Origin of the sequence: Dendrosporobacter sp. 1207_IL3150, from assembly GCF_036763085.1 — a bacterium.
GTDB lineage: Bacteria > Bacillota > Negativicutes > DSM-1736 > Dendrosporobacteraceae > JBAIYU01.
In genome coordinates this window covers 83,585-107,750 of the sequence record NZ_JBAIYU010000006.1, presented here as the reverse complement: position 1 = coordinate 107,750, position 24,166 = coordinate 83,585, and the positions used below count along the sequence as shown (strand labels likewise).

The 24,166-nt window shown below is 40.1% G+C and carries 23 protein-coding genes and 1 tRNA gene; 4 read left to right on the top strand and 20 right to left on the bottom strand.

Annotated features, from left to right (window positions below):
• Positions 1–157 precede the first annotated feature (157 nt).
• The 12 genes from V6C17_RS01210 to lon form a co-directional block, all read right to left on the bottom strand.
• Entirely contained in the window at positions 158–925 is a 768-nt protein-coding gene (locus V6C17_RS01210; protein ID WP_333520726.1) for a FadR/GntR family transcriptional regulator, read from the bottom strand.
• A gap of 16 nt (positions 926–941) precedes the next feature.
• A complete protein-coding gene (locus V6C17_RS01205) occupies positions 942–1,916 on the bottom strand; it encodes a polyprenyl synthetase family protein (RefSeq protein WP_333520725.1) in 975 nt (324 codons plus the stop codon).
• Positions 1,917–1,977: 61 nt separating this feature from the next.
• Positions 1,978–2,226: a 4Fe-4S binding protein gene (locus V6C17_RS01200; RefSeq protein ID WP_333520724.1), complete on the bottom strand. Its 249-nt coding sequence runs from the start codon at positions 2,224–2,226 to the stop codon at positions 1,978–1,980.
• 14 nt (positions 2,227–2,240) lie between these two features.
• Positions 2,241–2,957: a 2-oxoacid:acceptor oxidoreductase family protein gene (locus V6C17_RS01195; RefSeq protein WP_333520723.1), complete on the bottom strand. Its 717-nt coding sequence runs from the start codon at positions 2,955–2,957 to the stop codon at positions 2,241–2,243.
• Positions 2,958–2,960: 3 nt separating this feature from the next.
• Positions 2,961–3,731 carry a thiamine pyrophosphate-dependent enzyme gene (locus V6C17_RS01190; protein ID WP_333520722.1) on the bottom strand — a complete coding sequence of 257 codons (771 nt, stop codon included), beginning with the start codon at positions 3,729–3,731 and terminating at the stop codon, positions 2,961–2,963.
• A gap of 21 nt (positions 3,732–3,752) precedes the next feature.
• Positions 3,753–4,829 carry a ferredoxin oxidoreductase gene (locus V6C17_RS01185; RefSeq protein ID WP_333520721.1) on the bottom strand — a complete coding sequence of 359 codons (1,077 nt, stop codon included), beginning with the start codon at positions 4,827–4,829 and terminating at the stop codon, positions 3,753–3,755.
• A 176-nt stretch (positions 4,830–5,005) separates the two neighbouring features.
• Complete coding sequence (locus tag V6C17_RS01180; protein WP_333520720.1) at positions 5,006–6,634, bottom strand: L-lactate permease; 1,629 nt, start codon at positions 6,632–6,634, stop codon at positions 5,006–5,008.
• A gap of 230 nt (positions 6,635–6,864) precedes the next feature.
• Positions 6,865–8,502 carry an L-lactate permease gene (locus V6C17_RS01175; protein ID WP_333520719.1) on the bottom strand — a complete coding sequence of 546 codons (1,638 nt, stop codon included), beginning with the start codon at positions 8,500–8,502 and terminating at the stop codon, positions 6,865–6,867.
• A gap of 369 nt (positions 8,503–8,871) precedes the next feature.
• Positions 8,872–9,348: a siroheme decarboxylase subunit beta gene (gene ahbB / locus V6C17_RS01170; RefSeq protein ID WP_333520718.1), complete on the bottom strand. Its 477-nt coding sequence runs from the start codon at positions 9,346–9,348 to the stop codon at positions 8,872–8,874.
• Between the two features lie 7 nt (positions 9,349–9,355).
• Positions 9,356–9,808 carry a siroheme decarboxylase subunit alpha gene (ahbA, locus tag V6C17_RS01165; protein WP_333520717.1) on the bottom strand — a complete coding sequence of 151 codons (453 nt, stop codon included), beginning with the start codon at positions 9,806–9,808 and terminating at the stop codon, positions 9,356–9,358.
• Between the two features lie 119 nt (positions 9,809–9,927).
• The gene (gene yihA / locus V6C17_RS01160) at positions 9,928–10,551 is read right to left on the bottom strand and encodes a ribosome biogenesis GTP-binding protein YihA/YsxC (protein WP_333520716.1); all 624 of its coding nucleotides are present in this window, start codon (positions 10,549–10,551) and stop codon (positions 9,928–9,930) included.
• The gene (gene lon / locus V6C17_RS01155; RefSeq protein WP_333520715.1) at positions 10,544–12,862 is read right to left on the bottom strand and encodes an endopeptidase La; all 2,319 of its coding nucleotides are present in this window, start codon (positions 12,860–12,862) and stop codon (positions 10,544–10,546) included. The genes yihA and lon overlap by 8 nt, the downstream gene beginning before the upstream one ends.
• Positions 12,863–13,072: 210 nt before the next feature.
• On the opposite strand from lon, the gene V6C17_RS01150 reads away from it, so the two are divergent.
• Together V6C17_RS01150 and V6C17_RS01145 are read left to right on the top strand one after the other, a co-directional pair.
• Positions 13,073–13,609: a hypothetical protein gene (locus V6C17_RS01150; protein WP_333520714.1), complete on the top strand. Its 537-nt coding sequence runs from the start codon at positions 13,073–13,075 to the stop codon at positions 13,607–13,609.
• Positions 13,610–15,106, top strand: coding sequence for an AAA family ATPase (locus tag V6C17_RS01145; protein WP_333520713.1), 1,497 nt, complete (start codon positions 13,610–13,612; stop codon positions 15,104–15,106).
• An 82-nt stretch (positions 15,107–15,188) separates the two neighbouring features.
• Here the strand turns inward: V6C17_RS01145 and V6C17_RS01140 are convergent, their stop codons facing one another.
• The 6 genes from V6C17_RS01140 to V6C17_RS01115 all read right to left on the bottom strand — a co-directional run bounded on the left by V6C17_RS01140 (position 15,189) and on the right by V6C17_RS01115 (position 20,781).
• Positions 15,189–15,380 carry a DUF378 domain-containing protein gene (locus tag V6C17_RS01140; RefSeq protein WP_333520712.1) on the bottom strand — a complete coding sequence of 64 codons (192 nt, stop codon included), beginning with the start codon at positions 15,378–15,380 and terminating at the stop codon, positions 15,189–15,191.
• Positions 15,381–17,087 (bottom strand): ATP-dependent protease LonB, encoded by a 1,707-nt coding sequence (gene lonB / locus V6C17_RS01135; protein WP_333520711.1) that lies wholly within the window; start codon positions 17,085–17,087, stop codon positions 15,381–15,383.
• Between the two features lie 201 nt (positions 17,088–17,288).
• A complete protein-coding gene (gene clpX, locus V6C17_RS01130) occupies positions 17,289–18,551 on the bottom strand; it encodes an ATP-dependent Clp protease ATP-binding subunit ClpX (protein ID WP_333520710.1) in 1,263 nt (420 codons plus the stop codon).
• 12 nt (positions 18,552–18,563) lie between these two features.
• Positions 18,564–19,169, bottom strand: coding sequence for an ATP-dependent Clp endopeptidase proteolytic subunit ClpP (gene clpP, locus V6C17_RS01125; protein WP_333520709.1), 606 nt, complete (start codon positions 19,167–19,169; stop codon positions 18,564–18,566).
• Positions 19,170–19,222: 53 nt separating this feature from the next.
• Entirely contained in the window at positions 19,223–20,512 is a 1,290-nt protein-coding gene (tig, locus tag V6C17_RS01120) for a trigger factor (protein WP_333520708.1), read from the bottom strand.
• A gap of 194 nt (positions 20,513–20,706) precedes the next feature.
• Positions 20,707–20,781, bottom strand: a tRNA-Gly gene (locus tag V6C17_RS01115).
• Between the two features lie 170 nt (positions 20,782–20,951).
• On the opposite strand from V6C17_RS01115, the gene V6C17_RS01110 reads away from it, so the two are divergent.
• On the top strand, positions 20,952–22,208 hold the full coding sequence (locus tag V6C17_RS01110) for a radical SAM/SPASM domain-containing protein (protein ID WP_333520707.1): 1,257 nt from the start codon (positions 20,952–20,954) through the stop codon (positions 22,206–22,208).
• Positions 22,209–22,228: 20 nt separating this feature from the next.
• Positions 22,229–22,660 carry a hypothetical protein gene (locus V6C17_RS01105; RefSeq protein ID WP_333520706.1) on the top strand — a complete coding sequence of 144 codons (432 nt, stop codon included), beginning with the start codon at positions 22,229–22,231 and terminating at the stop codon, positions 22,658–22,660.
• A gap of 57 nt (positions 22,661–22,717) precedes the next feature.
• Here the strand turns inward: V6C17_RS01105 and V6C17_RS01100 are convergent, their stop codons facing one another.
• Together V6C17_RS01100 and V6C17_RS01095 are read right to left on the bottom strand one after the other, a co-directional pair.
• Entirely contained in the window at positions 22,718–23,683 is a 966-nt protein-coding gene (locus V6C17_RS01100) for a metal ABC transporter substrate-binding protein (RefSeq protein ID WP_333520705.1), read from the bottom strand.
• Between the two features lie 22 nt (positions 23,684–23,705).
• A complete protein-coding gene (locus V6C17_RS01095) occupies positions 23,706–24,128 on the bottom strand; it encodes a Fur family transcriptional regulator (RefSeq protein WP_333520704.1) in 423 nt (140 codons plus the stop codon).
• Positions 24,129–24,166 lie beyond the last annotated feature (38 nt).

Sequence of the window (24,166 nt, the reverse complement as noted above, 5' to 3'; positions counted from 1 at the left end):
CCTCCTTTGTTCAGATTATGCGGTCGGCAAACCTGCATTTATTCTAACAAAGGAGGCTGTTTTTTTCGACGCATAGCTATAAGCTTTTTGGAACCACATGCATAGCATGTGGTATTCGCTTACGCAAAAAAGTAGTTCCTGTCATGGACAGGAACTACTAGTATATATTTGAGTTACGAGCGTTATATATTTTCGGAAATATTTTTAATGCTTCTTCGCCGCCATATTTATACCAGCGTATAGCTTCTTCTATTGCATTCAAATGCATATGCATTTTTTTTCGGGCCAGCTCACAATTTTTTGCACAAACAGCTTCGAGAATTTCAACATGAGCCTCATAAAACATTTTACTCATTCCTGGCACCAAAAATAAAGCCAAACGAATAGAACGATAATTATTACTAAGTAACTGCGAAACTGTCTGAGCAATCTGAAGAAGTAATGGATTATGCGCTGCCCTGACTAAGCTATAATGAAATTTTGCATCAATATCGTCAGCAAGCACACCTGCAGCAACTTCCTTATGCATTTCTGATAAAGCCTGCTGCAAGTCATTAATATCTTCCTCGGTGGCACGCAATGCTGCAAGCGCCGCAATTTCAACTTCAATAATCTTCCGCAATTCCAACAAATACAGGACATCAATACTCTCAGTCTGAACGGAAGATACTAGTGTCTTTAACATGCTTTCAGAGGGCAAATGACGAACATAACTGCCTTCACCAGGATAAATAGAAATAATCCCCATCATTTCTAAAGCACTAAGTGCCTCTCTTACCGATGCACGGCTGACGTCAAATTGCTCCGACAGTTCACGTTCAGAGAGCATTTTGTCACCCGGTTTTAGTTTACCTTCTTCAATCGATAATTTTATCTGCTGGACAATTTCCTCGTAAACTTTTTTGGTTTTTACCGGTCTAAACATATCTGTCTCCATAGCTTTAGAAGTTACGCATCTCGATAAATTCAGTTACCGCTAAAAAAGCTTCTCGTATTTCAGATGGCAATGCAACTGGCAATACCGTTCTAGCACGAGTAAGATATTCATCAACCATGCGATATGAATAATCAATAGCATCAGTACTATGAATAATTTCTAACCCACGTGCAAGCTTTTCTTCCGACATATTTCTAGTTATAACAATATTTCTTAATTCTTCAGCATCAGCACTATTTTGCAGTGCATAAATAATTGGCAGCGTAACGATACCCTGCCGCAAGTCATTACCAGCTGGTTTCCCCAGCTGTTCAGAAGATGCAGTCATATCAAGTATATCATCAGTAATCTGAAAAGCCATTCCAATCGAATAACCATAATCTCTTAAAGCTTGTACATCTTCAGACGACAAGCCGCCGGTTAGTGCTCCCAGCTCACAGCTGGCAGCAATGAAGTCTGCTGTCTTTTTGGCTATGCGCCCTAAATATTCCATTTCACCCTGATCGGCGTTGAAGGTATCCTGATTCTGGATAATTTCGCCCTCGCTCATTGAGCAAATAACCTCGGTGAGTACCTCCATAACCCGGCTTGAGACCTGGTTGGAAGCAACAATTGAAAATGCTTTGGCAAATAGATAATCTCCGATCAAAACCGACATCTGGTTTCCCCATTTTGTATTGGCTGTCGGAATACCACGTCTTGTTGACGCGTTGTCTATAACGTCATCATGTACTAATGTAGCCATATGAATTAGTTCAATAGCTGTTGCCAGCGGCTGTAGCTTAATATTATCTACATTACCGGCGGAACGAGCACTTAAAAAATAAAGAGCAGGCCGCAAACGCTTGCCGCCTGCCTTAACAAGGTGCTCACTAATCTCTTTTATCAGGTGGACCGGAGAGTGTATTACAGAAAGCAGCTCGGCTTCCAATGCGGTTAAGTCATTTTGGACTATTCCGAAAATAGAATTTTTTATCAATCTTATCACCTACAAGCTAAGTCTGTTACTATAATACACTATTTAATATTTTAAAGTCCAGTTATTTCTTTTTTTCAACACGAATAGCTGTATCAGGACACACCATTTGACAGATGCCGCATACTATACATTTCTTCATGTCGGCTACTACACGAGGTGTGCCATAAACCCCTAGTTCCTCTGCCCAGCTGATACACTTAACTGGACATTTTTCAATACACAATCCACAGCCCTTGCATAATCCCGGGAAAACCGCCCATTGACCTTTTTCACTATCATACTTTGCTGATTCCCAATTCACTTTGCCCATTTTTTATCCCCTCCTTACATCGCACCCTTGATCAGCTCATAGCCGCGCTCAAGTGCTTTGAAATTCATTTCTCTAAGTTTGGGGTTTGCCGTGAACTTATCGCCCAGTTTTACTTCAAGAGCATTTTTGATACTATCCAGTGGTAATACACTAGTTGCAGCAATAATAGCTCCTAGGATTATAACGTTGAAAACCCTAGGATGCAATTCATTCTTCGCTATATCATTTGCTGGTATAGCTATAACTCTTTTCACCTCAGGAATATCTGCTGGATCTACACCTTTGCTTTTTGTTGTAAAGGAGCAGGTCTTAGGTTCCCCAGCTATCAAATCTTGCGACAAATCCTGGTTAGGATGATCAGCTGTCGGACATGGAGGCGTTACATCAAAGTACTGTAAGCCAACAATATTATCATTAACTTCGCTTTGCTGAATCAAGGAATTATCATAAATGTAGACTGTTTCTGGACCGGCATGATCTTTCGTACGATTAACCGCACGTGGGCTGAGTGGTATTAAAATATCCGCCTTAACAAATTTTGGTGCACCAATCGGGCCATCGCTGATTTGGACATATGCTATTGAAACGCCACCGCGTTGTTCTACACCAAAATTAGGGATATATAGAGCATTCTTACCTTCTTCATTCGCAGCCTCTGCCAATATCTCGGCAATTGACTGCACACCTTGCCCGCCTTCACCGGCCAAAGCAATTTTGATAACTTTAGACATTGTTTATCCCTCCTTAGCTTGCGGTGTGCGCAATTCGCCAACTTTAAAATACTGAGCCATATCTTTTTCAACAAACTCCCATGTTTGCTTTGCATTTGTACGCCAATTTGTTGGGCAGCTTGATAATGCCTCAACAAAGGATATTCCGTTTCCGGCCATCTGATTTTCAAGAGCTTTTTTGATAAAGCCTTTAAGTTGTCTAGGATTAGCTATAGTGCCCCTCGCAACATATGCTCCTTCAGGAGCAACTGCAGCTACCATTTCTGGCCCTTTAGTCGGCATCCCAGTGGACTGAGTATCACGTCCATATGGACTAGTTTCTGTTTTCATTCCTGGCAGTGATGTTGGTGACATCTGGCCACCAGTCATACCATAGTTTGAGTTATTGCAAATAATCAATGTAATTCGTTCATTTCTGACAGCTGCATTGAATAAATGCTGCGAGCCGATTGCATATCCCCCTCCATCGCCCATATAAGCGATACCTATGACATCATTATTAGCTCTTTTCATACCCGTTATTACAGGCGTAGTGCGGCCATGATGCGTCTGTACTGTATCAAAATTAAAAAAGTCCCATGCCAATAAAGAACAGCCGATATCACAGCCAAAAACAATTTTATCGCGGATCCCAAGCTCATCTACCGCTTCACCTAGTGTTTTGAGTATAATGCCATGACCACAGCCCGGACAAAATTTATGCGGTTTTGTATCTTCGTTCCAGCTCGAAGGCATAGCTGGCTGAATAATATTATTTTCCTTAAGTTCCTGCATTTTTAATTACCCCTCCGGCTTCTACAATTTGCTTACTTCATCATAAATTTCTTCGCTAGTAATACCAACACCAGGTCTCAGCATTGGTACTATCTCAATAGTACTGCCATAAATATTATGCTGCACCATTTTTAGTAATTGACCATATGCGGATTCTGCAACTAATAACCTTTTTGCGCCTTTTATAGCTTCCTTTAGCTGCTGGTCAGGGAATGGGCGAATAGTTATAGGACGGAAATAACCTATCTTTTTGCCTTCATCCCGCAGTTTCTTATAAGCACCAAGTGCGGCCCGGGATACAACACCATGACTTAAAATAATGGTCTCGGCGTCTTCACAGCCTTGAGCATCCCACTCAACAACTTTTGGTGCAAGAGAATCATAGTCAGCTTGATGTCCTTTAAGAATTTCATACAACTCATCTTCAGTATTGAGACAATTACGAAGATGTTTAACTTTACGATTAGGATCAGCAGTATCAGCAACAATTGGACGTGGTTTTACTAATTGAATACCTTTTTCTTCTGGATCATATATAGTGAGCGGTTCACGCATCTTAGCCTGATAACCATCGCCCAGGACAAATGTTGGGAAATAATATGTCCAGGCTGTATTGAATGCTTTAATTGTATAATCAAACAGATCCTGATGAGTTGCCGGAGAATATACGATACGATAACCTTCGCCATTACCGCCATAGCAGGTTAGAGTAGTTTCCTGCTGCCCATATATAACTGTTGCTGTGGATGGACCGCCCCTTTGTTGAATAATAAATACAGCTGGAACTCTCATCATTTCAGCCATGCCAATTGGTTCTTGCATCAGAACATTACCTGGGCCAGAAGTTGCTGTAAAGGATTTTGCACCTGTAAAGGTACCACCTAAAGTAGTAAAACCTGCAGAAATTTCATCTTCGGTCTGAAGGAATTTTTTCCCGTATTTTGGAGCAAGTCTTGTCCAATAGTGCATTATTTCATTCTGCGGTGTAATAGGATAGCCATACATTATCTCGGCTTTGGCTGCTACGGCAGCCCAGGCTATAGCCTCATTGCCTGTCAAAAACACTCTCTGTTCACCTTTTAGTGAAACTTCAGCCATCTAGGGCACCTCCTGAAAGATTTCTAACTCTATATAAAGACAAGTAGCAATGCCTTTATACATAAAATAGTAATATCATAATTACTATTTACCAAAATCATATTCATCATTCACTTTCTTTCAAAAAGAGCATGTAAAAAGGAGCTGAAGTTTTAACCTCAGCTCCTCAATCTGTTTTACGGAATCATCCACGATAACCAGTATGCCTGAGCATAAGTCATAATCATAACTATTAAAGCTAGAGCAAAAGAATGACCTACAGCAAAGTTGAACAACTCACCCTCTTTACCAACCAAGCCTGTTGCAGCAGTTGCAACAGCGATACTTTGAGGTGAAATCATCTTACCAGTTACACCACCAGACGAGTTTGCAGCTACCGTAAGAATAGGATCAACACCAACCTGGGTCGCGGTAACTGACTGCAGATTGCCGAATAGCGCATTGGCCGAAGTATCTGAACCTGTCAAGAAAACACCTAGCCAGCCAAGTAACGGTGAAAAGAAGGGGAAGAACTTGCCTGTTCCAGCTAAGAAAAGCCCCATAGTAGCACTCATGCCAGAATAGTTCATTACGTACGCTAGACCTAAAACACAAGGAATTGTGATAAGCGGTTTTTTCAGTTGCTTGAAGGTCTTGCCAAATATGCTAAAGAAACGTCCAGGCCCAATTCCGAGGATAGCAGCCGAAATAATACTTGCGATGAATAAGGAAGTTCCTGCAGCACTTAGCCAGTTGATCTTATACAGAGCTGCCATTTTAGTAGGTTTTGCGGCAATCGGGGCAACCTGTGTTACTACTTTATCTAAGCCAGGCACGTACCATTTTATTGTAGTAGCATCAAGCATAGCAGCGATTGGTTTTAGACCCCATAGAATAACCATTATTGTAAGAACAATAAACGGAGACCACGCTTTTATGATTCTTCCTGTTGAATGATTTGGTATGTGCGCATTTTTAGCTACCGGAGGCTCATCAGAGAAACGCCATATAGATGGTGGTTTCCAAGTTCTCAAGAACAGAGCCAGACCGATTATTGCAGCTAGGGATGATAAGATATCGGGCAGTTCTGGTCCTAAATAGTTTGAAGAGAACCACTGTAGCACCGCAAAAGATACACCAGCGATCAAACATGCTGGGAGCACTTCCATTGTAGACTTCCAGCCAGCCATTATGACAATAAGCCAAATTGGGATAATTACTGACAAGAACGGCAATTGGCGTCCAACCATCGCACTTATTTTCATTGTGTCTAGACCTGTTACCTGGCCAGCTACAATTATTGGGATACCAATACCACCGAATGCTACTGGTGCAGTATTGGCAATTAAGCAAAGTCCTGCAGCATACAAGGGATTAAAACCAAGTCCGACCAGCATACCGGCTGATATTGCAACAGGTGTACCAAAACCAGCCGCTCCTTCCAAGAATGCACCAAAAGCAAATGCTACGAGTAGTGCTTGAAGACGCCGGTCATCTGTGATACTTGCTATAGAATCTTTAACTACGTCAAAATCACCAGTTTCAACCGTCATATTATATATAAATATTGCAGTAATAACTATCCAGAAAATCGGGAATATTCCGTAGAGCGCACCCATTGCCGTTGCCGTGAGTGCGGTTCCTACCGGCATTTTATAGACTAGAATAGCTACCAATACAGCCGAGGTTACTGCAATTGCGCCAGCAATCTGTCCCGGCGTACGACGGATTGCGAGTAAATAGAAAATTACAATCATTGGAATTGCCGCCATAAGTGCAGACAATGCCAGATTACCCATTGGATCATAAACTTGCGTCCAAGTCATTTAGATGTAACACCTTCCTCTATAATTTAATTTTGTTTAATGCAGTTCAATATATGTTCTTTGTTAATCACCTCACCTTCTATATTAGTTTGTACCCTTTTTTGATAAATTTTATACAAGTATTGTTGCCAAAAAAAAAGATTATAAACGTAAGTCTACGTTTATAATCACTAATGACAAAAAAGAGCTGAGACGAAAGTCTCAGCTCTTTAATTTAGAAATATTAATTTCTAAGGAATCATCCAGGACAGCCAGTATGCTTGAGCATAAGTCATGCACATAACCGCAAGCGCAAGGATGAAGGAATGCATTACAGTGAAGTTAAACAGGTCGCCCTCTTTACCAACAAGACCGGTAGCTGCAGTAGCAACTGCGATACTTTGTGGGGAAATCATCTTACCAGTTACACCACCAGAGGAGTTAGCAGCAACAGCTAGAACATCGCTCATTCCAACTTGTTGTGCAGTTACAGCTTGAAGGTTACCGAACAATGCGTTAGCAGAAGTATCGGAACCAGTCAGGAATACGCCCAACCAGCCAAGAAGTGGTGAGAAGAATGGGAAGAATTTGCCAGTACCAGCAAGGAACAGACCCATAGTAGCACTCATACCAGAGAAATTCATGATATAAGCAAGACCAAGAACGCAAGGGATAGTGATAAGAGGTTTCTTCAATTGAAGGAAAGTCTTACCGAAGATAGTGAAGAAGCGGCTTGGACCAATGCCAAGGATAGCTGCGGAGATAATGCTACCGATGAACAAGGAAGTACCAGCAGCACTTAACCAGTTGATTTTATAAAGAGCTACCATTTGGGTAGGCTTTTTAGCGATAGGAGCTACTTGAGTAACTACTTTATCAAGACCAGGTACGAAGATTTTAATAGTTGCTGCATCAAGAGCAGCAGATATTGGCTTAATACCCCAAAGAATAACCATTACAGTTAATACGATGAATGGGGACCAAGCTTTGATTACTTTGCCAGCTGTAAGGTCAGCAGCAGCTTTTTCGGACAGGCTAGCTGCAACAGCAGGCTCGCCTGGGAAGCGCCAGATTTTAGCAGGCTTCCAAACACGAAGGAACAGATAAAGTCCAACGATAGCAGCCAAAGCGGAAAGAATATCCGGAAGTTCTGGTCCAAGATAGTTAGAAGAATAGAATTGAAGACCCGCGAAAGCGATACCAGCTACTAAACAAGCAGGAAGAACTTCCATAGCGGATTTCCAGCCGGACATTAGTACAACTAACCAGATAGGAATGATGATTGATAAGAATGGCAACTGACGACCAACCATCTGGCTGATTTTCATAGTATCAAGACCAGTTACCTGACCCGCAACGATGATTGGAATACCGATACCACCGAAAGCAACAGGAGCGGTGTTTGCAATCAAGCAAAGACCAGCGGCATAAAGTGGGTTAAAACCAAGACCCACAAGCATACCTGCGGAGATAACAACCGGAGTACCGAAACCAGCAGCACCCTCAAGGAACGCACCGAAAGCGAATGCAACAAGAAGAGCTTGCAGACGACGGTCATCAGTGATAGCTGCGATGGAATTTTTAACGATTTCGAACTGTCCAGTTTCAACAGTCATATTATAGATAAAGATTGCAGTAATAACGATCCAGAAGATTGGGAATATACCATACATTGCTCCCATAGCAGTTGCAGTAAGTGCAGTGCCTACAGGCATTTTATAAACAAGAATTGCTACAAGTACAGCTGAAACCATTGCAAGAGATCCAGCGATTTGACCTGGCGCACGACGGACAGCAAGCATATAGAATACGATGAAGATTGGAATAGCTGCCATGAATGCCGATAACGCGAGGCTACCCATTGGATCATAGATTTGAGTCCATGTCATTAGAAGTAACATCCTTTCGTTAATGCTTTTTGCATTTTTTTGTGTTTTTGTGGAATTCTGAAAATTAAGCAGGTTCATGGTACCAATTACGCAGTACCGCTCTCCTTTTGCACCACCTCCTTAAAGTTATATAGCTATAAAAATAAACTATATATAATAAATTACTCACCTGACTTGTCCTCAGCAAATAGTAAATCGGTCAGGTGATCAGACCAATAATTACCATGGCATTCATTATGCCTATCGTAATTATTCTTTTTTGCTATGTTATTTCAATTCTACATAAAAATCAGAATTCCTTTTACAATTTCAGTATTATTAAAGTTATTTTTTTCACAACAACATAAATCGACTAAATTTTCGCAATTTTTACTCTATTTCGCGAAAATACTTCATGCTTGTCTTTTTCCATTCATTTGTGCTAAATAACATAATATACTCACTAATACCTGTTTCTCTAGCTAATTCTTCAGCCATTTGCTTACATTCTTGTCGTGTATGACCATGCAGCATGGTATATAAATTATACCGGAATTCAGGTTGCTCGGCCCTGATGTAACAATGGGTTATCGCCTCTTTGCTAGCCATGAACTGACCGATCTCTTCAATACGGTCATTTGGTATAATCCATGCACACAAGGCATTAGCTGAATAACCAACTTCGCGGTGACGCAATACAGCTCCCATTTTTCGAATTTGCCCATTTTGTTTATATTTTTTAAGTCTGTTTAGTAATTCTACTTCATCAATACCCAATCGTTCCGCAATTTCTCGATATGGCTCAGCTGACAGCGGAAATTCATCCTGCATTGCACAGATAATTTTTTTATCAATATCGTCTAACATATTTCACCTACTCTAAAGTAAACTGTACACTTACTTTAAATTTTTTCGATGCCGGTAAATCTAAAAGTTTAATTACACCAGGTAAATTACCTATATAAGAAAGAATTTCTCGCTGGGTTTCAATATCAGGGGTCAATAATGTGAACCAAAGATTAAACTGCCCTTCACGTTCATAGTTGTGAGTTACTCCAGTGTAGGCGTTTATTGCCTCTGCTACAGACTCGACATAGTCAGCATCAACTTGAACCGCCACTAATGTTCCTGCATACCCTAACTTTACTGAATCGAAAAATGGACCAATTCTTCTGATATATCCGTTTTCTTTTAAGGTCCGCAGTCTCTCTATTACAACAGATTCAGTTGTGCCAAGCTGATTAGCCAAAACTAAAAATGGTCGGCTATCTAATGGCAAATTCGTCTGTATTATATTGAGCAGCGCCTTGTCAAACGCAGTAAGCATGGCATTCTCCTAATTTTTAAAATTTTCTACCTAATTTTAAATCAACAAACCTACCTAGGGATGCTTTATTGGGAAAAATAAGAGACAGCCTTAAAGACTGTCTCTTATTTCGGCCTGTTCTATTTTAGCAAAACTTCACTAATTACGTCAAGCAACTCCTGACGACCAGTACCTTTCGTTGAAGAGTAAGCTATAATTTGCGAATTAGAAATTCCTAAGGCATTTCTTATAATGTTAAGATGCTTTTGAACAGCCATCTTGCTTATCTTATCCGCCTTTGTAGTAACAATCTGCACCGGAAGATCATTTATAATCAGCCACTTATACATTTCGATATCACTTTCCATAGGTGGATGCCTAATATCAATAAGTTGGCATACGAGTTTTAGTCTAGGTGACTTTAACATATATTCTTCAATAAATTTGGACCATTGCCTTCTGCTGGTTTTACCGGTACGAGCATAGCCATATCCGGGTAAATCAACCAAAAAGAAATCTTTGCGTTCTTCAGGGCTTAATTTAGCCGTAAGCTGATAAAAGTTAATGGTTTGAGTTTTACCAGGGGTACCACTGATTCTCGCAATACCATGATGGCGGCTAAGAGAATTAATAAGAGAAGACTTTCCGACATTTGAACGTCCGATAAAAACCACTTCTATTAATTCCCCTTCAGGATATTGATCCATCCGTACAGCAGATGCTATATATTTGGCTCTAATTATGTCCAGCGATGCTTCAGTCATTATTAGTCACCAGCGCTTGCTTTAATACTTCATCCATGTGCTCGACAAGTATAAATTCCAAGTTCCTTTTTACATTATTCGGTATTTCATCCATGTCACGTTTGTTTTCTTTTGGAAGTATGATCTTCTTTATACCAACACGATGAGCAGCTAGTACTTTTTCCTTAATGCCGCCCACTGGCAGCACCCGCCCTCGCAGTGTTATTTCGCCTGTCATGGCAAGATCATTTTTCACAGGTTTACCTGTAAGTGCAGAAACTACTGCCGTCGCCATTGTAATCCCTGCTGAAGGCCCATCTTTAGGAATTGCTCCTTCAGGCAAATGGATATGAATATCGTTCGATTCGTTAAATTCGGAATCTATACCTAATTCAGCGGCCCTGCTGCGAATATAGCTAAATCCTGCCTGGGCAGACTCGCGCATAACTTCACCAAGCTGTCCGGTTAATATCAGTTTACCTTTGCCTTTCAATATAGTAACCTCTGTAGGAAGAACATCTCCTCCTACTTCAGTCCAAGCCAATCCAGTACTTACGCCAATCTGATCATTAGCTTCTGCTTGACGCTGACGATATTTAGGTGCGCCTAAAAATGTATGAAGATTTTGTGCAGTGATTTTTACAGTGGTTCGATCATCCTGCACAATTTGTCTGGCCGCTTTTCTACAAAGACTAGCTATATTCCTTTCGAGGCTTCGTACTCCGGCTTCGCGAGTATATTCGTTGACCACTTTTTGGATGGTCCCTTCTGAGAATATTACCTGCTTTTCTTTTAAACCATGGTCACGCATTTGTTTAGTGATAAGATAACGCTTTGCTATTTGGACTTTTTCATCATCCGTATAGCCTGCAATGTGAATTATTTCCATACGATCTAAAAGCGGCCGAGGAATGTTATGCATTACATTAGCTGTTACTACCCATAAAACACGTGAGAGGTCAAAAGGAACTTCAATATAATGATCACTAAAGGTATTATTTTGTTCTGGATCAAGTACCTCTAAGAGTGCTGCTGAAGGATCACCTCTGAAATCTGCACTCATTTTATCAATTTCATCTAACAAGAAAACAGGGTTTTTAGAATCCGCAGTTCTCATTCCTTGAATAATTCTGCCAGGCAACGCGCCAACATAGGTTCGACGGTGACCGCGGATCTCGGCTTCATCACGTACTCCACCTAACGAAATTCTGACAAATTTACGGTCCATCGAACGAGCTATCGAACGTGCCAGAGAAGTTTTACCTACTCCTGGCGGACCTACCAGACAGAGTATAGGACCTTTCATCGTCTCAGTTAGTTTTCTAATTGATAAATATTCTAGAATACGTTCTTTAACCTTATCTAAACCGTAATGGTCCTCATCAAGTATATTTTGGGCGTTTGTTATTTCTAAGCTGTCGATAGTTTTTTTAGACCAAGGCAACGCAAAGAGCCAGTCTAAATAGGTGCGAATTACACCGCTTTCTGCCACCATCGGCGGCATCTTTTCTAAGCGATCAATCTCTTTATTAATTTTTTCGGCTACATCTTGCGGAAATTCTTGTTCTTTAAGCCGGTCACGATATTCGGCGACTTCTGATGATCGATCATCTTTTTCCCCAAGTTCCTTTTGAATTGCCTTAAGCTGCTCACGCAGATAATATTCTTTTTGCGTTTTTTCCATTTGTTTGCGAACTCTAACATTTATTTTCTTTTCTAGTTCGAGAATTTCCATTTCACGTCCGAGAATTTCGCAAAGTGTTTCTAAACGCTTTTTTGTATCTACTGCATCAAGCAAAGCCTGCTTATCTTCTATTTTAAGCGATAAATGGCTGGCAATTAAATCACTCAAGCGTCCTGGCTCTTCTACAACAACAACCGATACAAGAGTTTCTGGTGGAATTTTTTTACTTAACTTAACCCATTGCTCGAATTGATGAACTGCAGTTCTTGTTAAAGCTTCAATTTCTGGCGTTTTTGTTTCGGTCTCATCAAATTCAGTAATTTCTACTTGGTAATAAGGTTCTAAGTCCGTATATTTTGTAATTTCAGCCCTGTGAAGGCCTTCGACTAGTACTCTTATTGTGCCGCCTGGTAATTTAAGCAGTTGTTTAATCTCGGCAACAGTGCCAACATTAAATATATCTTCCGGTTCAGGTTTATCATTTTGGGCATCAACTTGTGTAGCCAACATTATAAGGCGATCATGTACCATGGATTCTTCTAAGGCGCTAATTGATTTTTCCCGTCCTACATCTAAATGAATGATCATATATGGAAAAACCAAAATGCCTCGAAGCGGCAGTAGTGGAATTGTACGTTTTTTTGCCATGTGTATCGTCTCCTTTAAGTTCCAATTCATTGTTAGTTTCAACGCCAGTAAATATAAATATTCTTATGACAATCGGGAATTCCTTTAATAATGGCATTATTCGCCAAAAATTAAACCAAAATTTTGTCTTTGCGCTATAAATTCACTAATGATATAATTTTTATGTTAACTAAATAGATATTTCCGCTCAAATTAGAAGGGGGGAACCACATGAATTGGCATAAATATCGCTGGTCAATCGTGGGGCTTACCGTAATTGTAACTTTATCTATATTGTTTGGCGGACAATTTTTGTGGCAGCAGTTCGCCATAACTAAGCCTATGTCGCAGCTTGCACAGGGAATTGAAGGCGTTGAATCGGCTTCCCTGAACAAAAACGATAAGAACGGCACCACGGTTAAGATCAACGTAACTCTTGCAAATGTTACAAATCTTCAAAAAACCTATAAAGCCCTTAACGATCGTATAACTAACGTCTTAGGACATAAAAACTATCAGATTATAATAAATGATTCACACACGCCAGAACTTGAAGGGCTATATTATTCTATTCACTTATATATCCAAGAGGCTATAGTTACTGGTAATTTTGGATTAATGGCTGAGCGCATTCAGGAAAAAGCAGCGGTTAGCGGTACAAATGCCCAGTTATTCGTCGATTCAAAGCACATTTATGTCCAGCTGACAAATAGCAATAGCAGTATGTATGTTGTTGTTCCAAGGCAGCCTGTTCAGGAGGTGAAGTAGATGTATCGATTTGAAATTGCTGCAGGTATTCTACTCAGCTTTCTTTTATTCTTAGGTGTACAAGGATATGACATACTGCCAATCATTTTCTTTATTTCTATGATTGGCGGTCTTATATTTATTAGTAAATCCCGCCTAGGAAGCAAGTCTTTTGCCTCTGCAGGATCAAAAGAGCTGACTGGATCTTTAATAAATTTTGATGATATTGGTGGTCAAGAGGTCGCTAAAAATGAATTACGTGAAGCCCTTGAATTTATTAAAGATATTGAACGTCTTAACAAACTTGGTATTCGCCCTCTAAAGGGTATTCTTCTAAATGGCCCTCCTGGTACCGGTAAAACACTCCTAGCTAAAGCAGCTGCTCAATTTACAGATTCAGTGTTTATGGCAGCAAGCGGCTCAGAGTTTGTTGAAATGTACGTCGGCGTTGGGGCTCAAAGAATCCGGCAGTTATTCGATCAAGCCAAACAGCAAGCGAAAAGATCCAAAAAAGAAAGTGCTGTAATCTTTATTGACGAAATTGAAGTCCTCGGCGGTAAACGAGGTCAAAATAATAGTAATATGGAGTATGATCAAACGCTAAACGAGCTGCTGGTACAAATGGATGGATTATCTAATTGCGATGATATTCGCGTCTTAATAATTGCCGCAACAAACCGTGCTGATATCCTTGATCCGGCACTTCTTCGTCCAGGGCGCTTTGATCGTCAAGTACGAGTAGATTTACCAGATAAAACAGGTCGCCTTCATATATTGCAACTGCATACTCGTAATAAGCCCATTGCTGGTGACGTATCGCTAAATAGTGTGGCTGAAGATACTTTTGGCTTTTCAGGGGCTCACTTAGAAAGCGTAACTAACGAAGCTGCTATCATGGCTCTTCGTGAAGACTCCGCCGAAATCAATGCTGGCCATTTTAAAAATGCAATTGAAAAGGTCATTATGGGTGAAAAACTTGATAGAATTCCAAACGTTGAAGAAAAGCGCCGCATTGCAATTCATGAAGCAGGTCACGCCCTTTTAAGCGAGATTACTCAGCCCGGTTCTGTCGCGTCAGTAAATGTAGCATCACGAAGCAACGCTTTGGGCTATGTCCGCCAAACCCAATCAGATGATATGTATCTATATACTGTAGATTATATCAAGGGGAAAATTGCTGTGGCTTTAGCTGGAGCACTTGCAGAAGAATTGCATTTCGGAAATCGAAGTACTGGTGCATCAAACGATTTTAAAGTGGCAATCGACTATACTAAGCAAATAATTTTCGGCGGTATGTCTAGTCTTGGTATTGTTTCTCAAGAAGATGTTCCGAAAGATTTACTGCATAACCAAATATCATTAATACTCAAAGAGGTTGAAAATTTTGTTCGTGATACACTAAAAAAATATGAAGAAAAACTTCTGACTACTACTAATATTCTTCTCGTTAATGAATGTATAAGCGGTCAAGAGTTTCGCGAACTTCTGGGTAATACAAAGGCTAACATTTGTGCCTAGTTAGAAATATCAAATTAAATCGACATTCGAATTAAATTCGAATGTCGATTTTTTAAATTCATCGGTATGTAGCTCAAATCATTTAAGCACGACTGCGATCTCTGAACAATAGTGACACTGACCATATTCCAGCCAGTCCAACTAAACTATAAACTGCTCGGCTTAAAAAACTATTGTGGCCAAATATTGCTGCAACCAAATCAAAATTAAACAAACCCACTAGTAACCAATTTAAAGCGCCAATAATAACAAGCAGCAGTGCAATCCTATCCATTTATTTTACAACTCCTTGCATTTGTACGTTAATTCCAGAAGCAGCTAAAACTTCTTGCTGATTAGGTATTGTTTCAATAGCTTCATTCTTCATTTCGTCAATAAACGAAAGGTTAATAGCTTCATCGATTGTTTCAATTGGCACAACCTCGACTCCACAATCATTAAACATATCTTGCCAATTTTCCTTAGGAATTAACACTTTGCGAGCCCCTGCCTGTTTTGCCGCAGCAACCTTTGCGCTTACGCCACCGACAGGTTTTACAAAGCCTCTTATTGATATTTCACCAGTCATAGCTATTTTATTGTCAACAGGGATATTCTTTATCGCTGAATATATAGCTATTGCCATGGTAATTCCCGCAGAAGGACCATCTATAGGTCCGCCACCTGGAAAATTAACATGTATATCATGTTTGTTGAAATTGATATTATATCGATTGGACAACACTGTCAAAACATTCTCCACCGAACCTTTTGCCATACTTTTTCTACGAATAGTCCGGCCTGGTGACCCAATTTCCTCTTCATCAACAACCCCTGTTACTGTAAGCTTGCCGTTACCAAAAATATTAGGTACGGCTGAAACTTCGATTTCCATTAGTGTACCGATGTTAGCTCCATAAACAGCTAACCCATTCACAAAGCCTACCTGCGGCTTTAATGGGATTTTTTTATCAGGCCGCGGGTTGTATTGACCAAAATTAACAACCCACTCTACGTCGCTGGCTTGAATGGATTTACCTCTTTCATTTAGTGCGATTCCTGCTGCGATTTGTACAATATTAACAGCGTCTCGCCCGTTTGTTGCATAGTTCTTGATAACATCTATAGCTTTGTCCTCAATTGTAAAATCAACTTTTCTAGCTGCGTTCCGAGAAATTAGGCTAACTTCATCTGGCAAAAGCTGCCGAAAGAATATTTCTACACAACGCGATCTTATAGCAGGAGGTATTTCTTGTGCTGTTCGAGTTGTAGCTCCTACTAAACGAAAATCTGCAGGCAATCCATTTTGGAAAATATCGTGAATGTGAGTCGGTATATTAGTATCTTCGCTATTATAATACGAGCTTTCTAAAAAAACCTTTCTGTCTTCCAATACTTTTAGCAGCTTATTCATTTGAATGTGATGTAATTCACCGATTTCGTCGATAAATAAAATTCCACCGTGTGCTTTGGTGACGGCACCAGGCTTAGGCTGGGGAATACCAGCAACACCTAAGGGACCAGCCCCTTGGTATATCGGATCATGAACTGTGCCAATAAGCGGATCGGCAATTCCTCTTTCATCAAAACGAGCGGTTGTGGCATCCATTTCAATAAATTTAGCTGCAGATGCAAACGGAGAAAGCGGATGCCTTTTAGCTTCTTCGAGCACTAATCGGGCAGCGGCTGTTTTGCCAACTCCCGGTGGTCCATAAATAATTACGTGTTGCGGATTGGTGCCGCATAGCGCAGCTCTCAGTGCCTTTAACCCTTCTTCTTGCCCGACTATTTCGGCAAAGGTTGTAGGACGAGTTTTTTCGGCCAGTGGCTCAGTCAACGATACTTCACGCAGACGCTGCAGTTTGTCCATCTCTTTGCGTGATTCTCGATCAATTGCAACCTTATTGCCCTGCTGTGATCTAAGAAGGTTTAGAAAATATAACCCAATTACAATCGCAAAAAAGAATTGGATAAACGTGATAATATTTACGGCAAAATCCACTTCGATGCAAAACCTCCCTTCCTTTAAAAACCTTTGATCTACTTTTTTAGTATAAGCAGACAAAGTATTTTTATCCTGGAAAAAACGGTCAGCGAAGTTAATTAATGTATAGATATCACAGGATCATACATCCACAAATTTGTCATTGTTTGTACCTATTATCAATAAAAAAACAAAGGAGTAAAACTCCTTTGTTTATGTTTATGCTGATTCTTCTTTTTTCTTAGATTTACGGTCAATTGTACAAAGAATCGGTTCTTCTTTATTAAGCACAGCTTCTTTAGTTACTGTACATTTAGTTACATCTGCTCTTGATGGAACTTCGTACATAACGTTGCACATAATACCTTCAATTATAGCTCTTAATCCACGAGCCCCTGTATTTCTTTTTAGGGCTTCTTGAGCAATTGCAGTTAGTGCATCATCTTTAAATTCCAGCTGCACATTGTCCATATCTAAAAACTTCTGATATTGCTTAACTAGAGCATTTTTTGGTTCCTGCAGTATTTTTACAAGTGCTGCTTCATCTAATGCATCTAAAGTAACAATAACTGGCAAACGACCTACGAATTCAGGTATTAAGCCGAATTTAAGCAAATCTTCTGGCAAGATATTCTTAAGAAACTCACCGAGCTTTTTCTTTTCTTTGCTGACAACCTCGGACCCGAAACCCATGGACTTTTTACCGGTACGAGAGCCAATAATTTTTTCGATTCCATCGAAGGCGCCACCGCAGATAAATAAAATATTAGTAGTATCAATCTGAATAAATTCCTGATGAGGATGCTTACGCCCGCCTTGTGGCGGCACACTAGCAACCGTACCTTCGAGAATTTTCAGAAGAGCTTGCTGAACACCTTCACCCGATACATCGCGAGTTATTGATGGGTTTTCGGATTTGCGTGCTATCTTATCAATCTCATCAATATAAACTATGCCTTTTTCAGCTTTTTCTACATCATAATCAGCTGCTTGAATAAGCTTCAAAAGAATATTTTCAACGTCTTCGCCCACATATCCGGCTTCAGTTAAGGAGGTAGCATCAGCAATAGCAAATGGAACATTCAATATCTTAGCCAGTGTTTGTGCCAACAAAGTTTTGCCGCTACCTGTCGGACCTAACATTACAATGTTAGATTTTTGCAGTTCAACATCATCCATCTTGGTTCCAAGATTTATACGTTTGTAATGGTTATATACCGCAACAGATAATGACTTCTTGGCCATATCCTGACCAATAACATACTGATCAAGTATGTCCTTTATTTCCTTAGGTTTGGGAATTTCTTTGAGTTCCATATCGATATCATCACTGAGTTCTTCTTCAATTATCTCATTGCACAGTTCGATACATTCATCACAGATGTATACCCCAGGACCAGCAACCAATTTTTTAACTTGTTCCTGCAGTTTACCGCAAAATGAACATTTTAGCTGACCTTTGTCATCCCCAAACTTTAACATGCTATCACCTCTTTATTTAGAGCTCTCAGTGCGTCTTTCCCCCCGGGCAATAACTGCATCAATAATACCATATTCTTTTGCTTGCTCGCTTGACATGAAAAAGTCTCTTTCTGTGTCACGCTGAATCTTTTCAAGCGGTTGTGCTGTATGCCGAACAAGCATCTCGTTAATAATTTCCTTCATTCGCAAAATTTCTCTTGCGTGTATCTCAATATCTGTGGCTTGCCCTTGAGCTCCGCCTAACGGCTGATGGATCATAATCCTTGCATAAGGAAGAGCATAGCGTTTTCCTGGTGCACCTGCTGATAAAAGTAGTGCCCCCATACTTGCAGCCTGACCTAAGCAAATTGTTGACACATCAGGCTTAATATACTGCATTGTGTCATAAATTGCTAAACCAGCTGTAACAACACCACCAGGGCTATTGATATACAAATGAATGTCTTTATCAGGATCTTCTGATTCCAAGAATAACAATTGAGCAATTACCAAGTTCGCGATATGATCATCAATCGGACCGCCTATAAAAACAATCCTGTCTTTTAATAACCGCGAATAAATGTCATACGCCCGCTCTCCGCGGTTAGATTGCTCTACTACCATTGGCACGTAATTCATGGTAACCACCTCGGCTTTTTATTGATAAACTTGTATCATGATTCGAAGTTCTATTATTCTTTTTGGGCATTGTCAATAAGGAATTGAGCAGCCTTTTTACGAATAATTGAAGCAGCCAAATCACCGATACGACCTTGCTCACGGATAATTTTGCTAACTTGCTCTGGAGATGCGCCATATGATTGAGCCATAGCTACTACTTCAGCTTCCATATCTTCTGGCTTTACTTCAACATTCTCAGCTTTGGCTACCGCTTCTAACATCATATCTGTTTTTACATTGATCTGAGCAGCTTCGCGATAGTTTTGACGTAATGTTTCCATATCCATATTAGCATATTGCATGTAGTTTTCAAGCTTCATGCCGCGATTTTGCAAGCTGATGTCTAGCTCTTCAATCATGTGGTTAATACGATCTTCTACCATTACCTCAGGAATATCCACAGAAGCGTTGTCAGTAGCTTGCTTAATTACTGCTGTACGGAAATCCTTCTCTGCTTTTTCTTGGGCGGCCTGTTCTAATTTATTCTTAATATCGGCCTTTAATTCCTCTACTGAATCAAACTCGCTTACATCTTTAGCAAAGTCATCATCTAATTCAGGTAATTCCTTGCGTTTTACATCATGAATCTTCACTTTAAATACTGAAGCTTTACCAGCTAATTCTTTAACATGATAGTCTTCTGGGAAAGATACGTTAACTTCACGCTCTTCACCAGCTTTTGCTCCTAGAAGCTGTTCTTCAAAGCCAGGAATAAAGCTAGCTGAACCTAACTGCAGAGGATATCCTTTTCCTTCTCCACCACTGAAAGGAATTCCATCAATGAAGCCTTCAAAGTCAATAACTGCGAAATCGCCGTTTTCTAAAGCAGCACCTTCAGCTACTACCATTTTAGCATTATGATCTAATAACCCATCAATTTGGGCTTTAATTTGATCTTCAGTTACTTCGGCTGCTGTACTAGCAACTTTAAGTCCTTTGTACTCACCAAGTTTAATTTCTGGTTTAGCAACAATAGTAGCTTTAAATACAAGAGGTTGACTTTCATCAAGTGTTACAACCTCGATTTGAGGACGGCCAACTGGTTCGATTTTTTCATCTGCCAATGCTTTATTGTAAGCAGTTGGCGCCAAAATATCAAAAGCTTCATCAAGAAGCGCCTGTTTACCTACACGCATTTCCAAAATATTGCGAGGAGCTTTACCTTTACGGAAACCAGGAATATTAACCTTGCTCGCTAGTCTAGCATAAGCCTTATCTAATGCTTTAGCTACTTCTACTTGAGGAACTTCCATTTCTAAGACTACTTTATGATTGTCTATTCTTTCCGCTGTTACCTTCATTTATACTGTGTCCTCCCATTTTATATTATTATTACCATTTTCTCAGGTTTTATATGGTTAGCCAGTTAACTTTTTCCAAAGATCTAGTCCCAAAAAACCTTATTTGCCATACCACACATCATACCATAATTATCTAGCAAATACAAGTATATGCAAAAAACCCAGCAGACATAACTGCCGGGTGAAAAAACATCTGGAGCGGAAAACGAGATTCGAACTCGCGACCCTCGCCTTGGCAAGGCGATGCTCTACCACTGAGCTATTTCCGCATATTTATATTGTTTCGACACCAATTATTATACACATGAAAATTTCATTTGTCAACATGGTATGTAAAATTTCGGATCATGTACGTCCTTACCACTAATTTCTCTGCACACATAAACTGCTTTAATGCATATTATGTATGAGATTTACAGGGTAAAGGAGTGGACATAATTTGTTCTATCGTCTTAATGAGCACTGTCAACTAGTAACAGGTGCAAAAAGAGGAGCCATATACGATTTCAACAGCGGCAAAGTATTCTCTATAAACGGCGGTGCAGTCGAATTACTGAAAGCCTGCCGCGACAATAAAATAGAATCTATATTAGATACAGCTTGTCCAGAAAATCAGGTTTACCTACAGTTCTTGGATGGTTTAACTGCCAAAGGTCTTGGTGGGTTTTATGCAATTAAGACTGACAACCAGTTAAGAGCTGATCAATCCCCACCTTCACCAAAACTCGAATTTTTATGGCTTGAACTCACCTCTGGCTGCAATAATAAGTGCCTTCACTGTTACGCCACTAGTGGTCCAACCGTTCAAGAGACCGACAAAGTTCCTCATGACAGATGGCTGAGTGTAATTTCGGAAGCAAGACAGCAAGGCGCAACAGCAATCCAACTTATAGGTGGCGAGCCACTAATGTATAAGAAATGGCGTGAATTAGTAGTTAAAGCTGACGAAGAAGGCTACGAGCTTATTGAAATTTTCACAAATGCTACTCTTATCGATGATTCATGTATTGACTTTTTTAAGCAACATAAGGTTAACATTGCTACGACAATATATGCCGACAATGCTGAAGTACATGACAAGGTTACGTTAAATAAAGGCAGCTTTGAAAAAACGCTAAGATCAGTCAAAAAAATAATCGATGCTGGTCTCCAGCTGCGAATAGCCTCAATCATTATGAAAGCGAACGAAGATCAACCTGAAAACATAATGAAACTTTGTTCAGAATTGGGAGTTGAGCCAACCCCGCCGGATGTAGTACGCCCAACCGGGCGAGGCGATGACAAAGATTTATTGCCGTCCTCTTATACTAAAGCTCCAATTAAACCGCCATTTTATACCGATGAACAATCCTTTCAATTAGCTAATAGCTGTCATACCTGCCTAAACGGCAAGATTGCCATAACTGCAAACGGCGACGTGATTCCTTGCATCTTCGCTAGAAATAAAGTTTGTGGCAATGTCTTAACTACACCTTTATCTGAGATTATTAACGGTCAGGCTTTAAAGGATGTATGGAATACTACCAAAGATCAAGTTGATAAATGTAAAGACTGCGAATACCGCTATGCTTGTAATGATTGCCGCCCGCTCGCTCAAGGCAGTGACAATAAAAAGAGATGGCTTGCATGCTCAGCCGGATGCTTATATAACCCCTATACCGGTAAGTGGTCTGATGATAACACTCAAGACAAATAATAGTAGGAGGCTTATTAACAATGTCTGATAATTCTAATTTAAAACCGCCAAAATGGGAAGCTCCAGAAATATCTGCTTGCAAATTCGATGAAATGGCAGATGCTGACGCCGAGTATTCAAATGTAGATGATCGCAAAGGTATTGGGTGCCTGCCGACAGCAACTCCTTGTAATCCGAATTGTGCCCCTGCCTGCCAGCCTTCTCAATGCAATCCATCCTGCAGCCCAAGATGTCGGCCTGCTTGTAATCCTACAACTTGCTATCCGATCTGCAGACCGCGCTTTTGTCAACCGCGTTATTGTTTTCCAGCTTGCCGTCCTGCTTGTAATCCTAGTACCTGCTATCCAAATACAACCTGCCCACCTTACTGTTCTCCTCGCAATTGCTATCCTAACAATTGTAATCCTTCCTGTCGACCAAACCAATGCAGTCCAATATTTCCACGTCCATAATAAAAAAATACCAAAAGCCGGCCATACCGGCTTTTGGTATTTTGGGAATTATCCTCATTAATCTAATGCTTTTTTAAGATTAATCAAGTTCTCCTTCATTATAGTTATATAACTCTTCCCTTGTTTTATCTCATCTTCTGTTAAGCTTTCAATAGGATTCAATACCAAAAGACCGGCTCCCGTTTCGGCAGCAATGGCTTGTGATAATTTGGGACTAACTAATGTTTCAAAAAATATGTACTTTACGCTATTTTCGCGGCAAAAGTTGACGATCTCAGCCATTTTATCTGGGGTGGGTTCACTATCTGGCGACAAACCCATTATAGCTATTTGATGCAAGTCATAACGTTTAGCAAGATACCCAAATGCCGCGTGACTAGTAACAAGGTCTCTTCGCGCCACATTATTTAAAGCTAATCTATATTCTTGATCAAGTTTTATCAATTCGCTATTAAATTTTTCGGCATTTTTAAGATAGTAGTCACGATTAGCAGGATCGGCGGCAACTAATGCCTCAGCGATATTGTTTATTTCCTGCTGAGCTGCTACAGGATCAAGCCAAATATGAGAATCAGCATCATGATTATGCTCATCTTCTTTATGAGCTTTCTCTTGATCATGTTCATGCTTATGCGCATCCTTCTCATCACTATGCTCAATAAGCGCAATGCCCTTACTTACCTCAAAGGCTTGAGCTGTTCCAAGTACTTCCTTGGTAAGTAACTTTTCCATTGGCTCCAGTCCAGCACCGTGATAGAAGAAAAGCTTTGCGGATCTAATTTGCATTAGTTCTTTAGCGGTTGGTTCCCAGTCATGAGGCTCTACCCCAGGATTAACCAGCATAACCACATCGACCTTATCTCCGCCAACTTGACGAACAAATTCATAAACAGGATACACGGTAGTGACTATCTTCATTTTATCAATATTGGATTGGGTCTGATTAACTTTACTTCCACAACCAGTTAATAAAACTAATAAACAAATTAGCATTAGTAAAAAAGGTCTTCTTGTTCTTAACATATGATCACCCTTATTAAAAATTTTAGCTGGCATTTCGGCATTCTTTACAATAACCGTAGAATTCAAGGGAATGAGATGTTACTTCAAATCCATCTGCTTGGGCCCTCTTTAAATCATTCTCGCTAATTGGACAAAAGTCCAAGCATTTCGTTATCCCGCAAGTTACGCAAATTAAATGATGATGGTGGCTAGAAGTTACTATTTCAAATACGTTACCTTCTCTTCCCTTGGTCTGTATTTCGTGTACCACACCTAAATCTGCCAGCAGGCTTAAATTGCGATAAATTGTATCAAAACTTACATCCGGCGCATTTTTCCTAACATGTTCTAACACATGTTGTGCTGTCGGAAATTTGCCACACTCACAAAGCGCTTTTATTACAGCTCGGCGCTGCGGCGTAATTTTGAATCCCTTATTACGTAAAACACTAATTAGCTGATCCATTGATAACACCTTTCTCAAATAGTAATATTACTATTTCC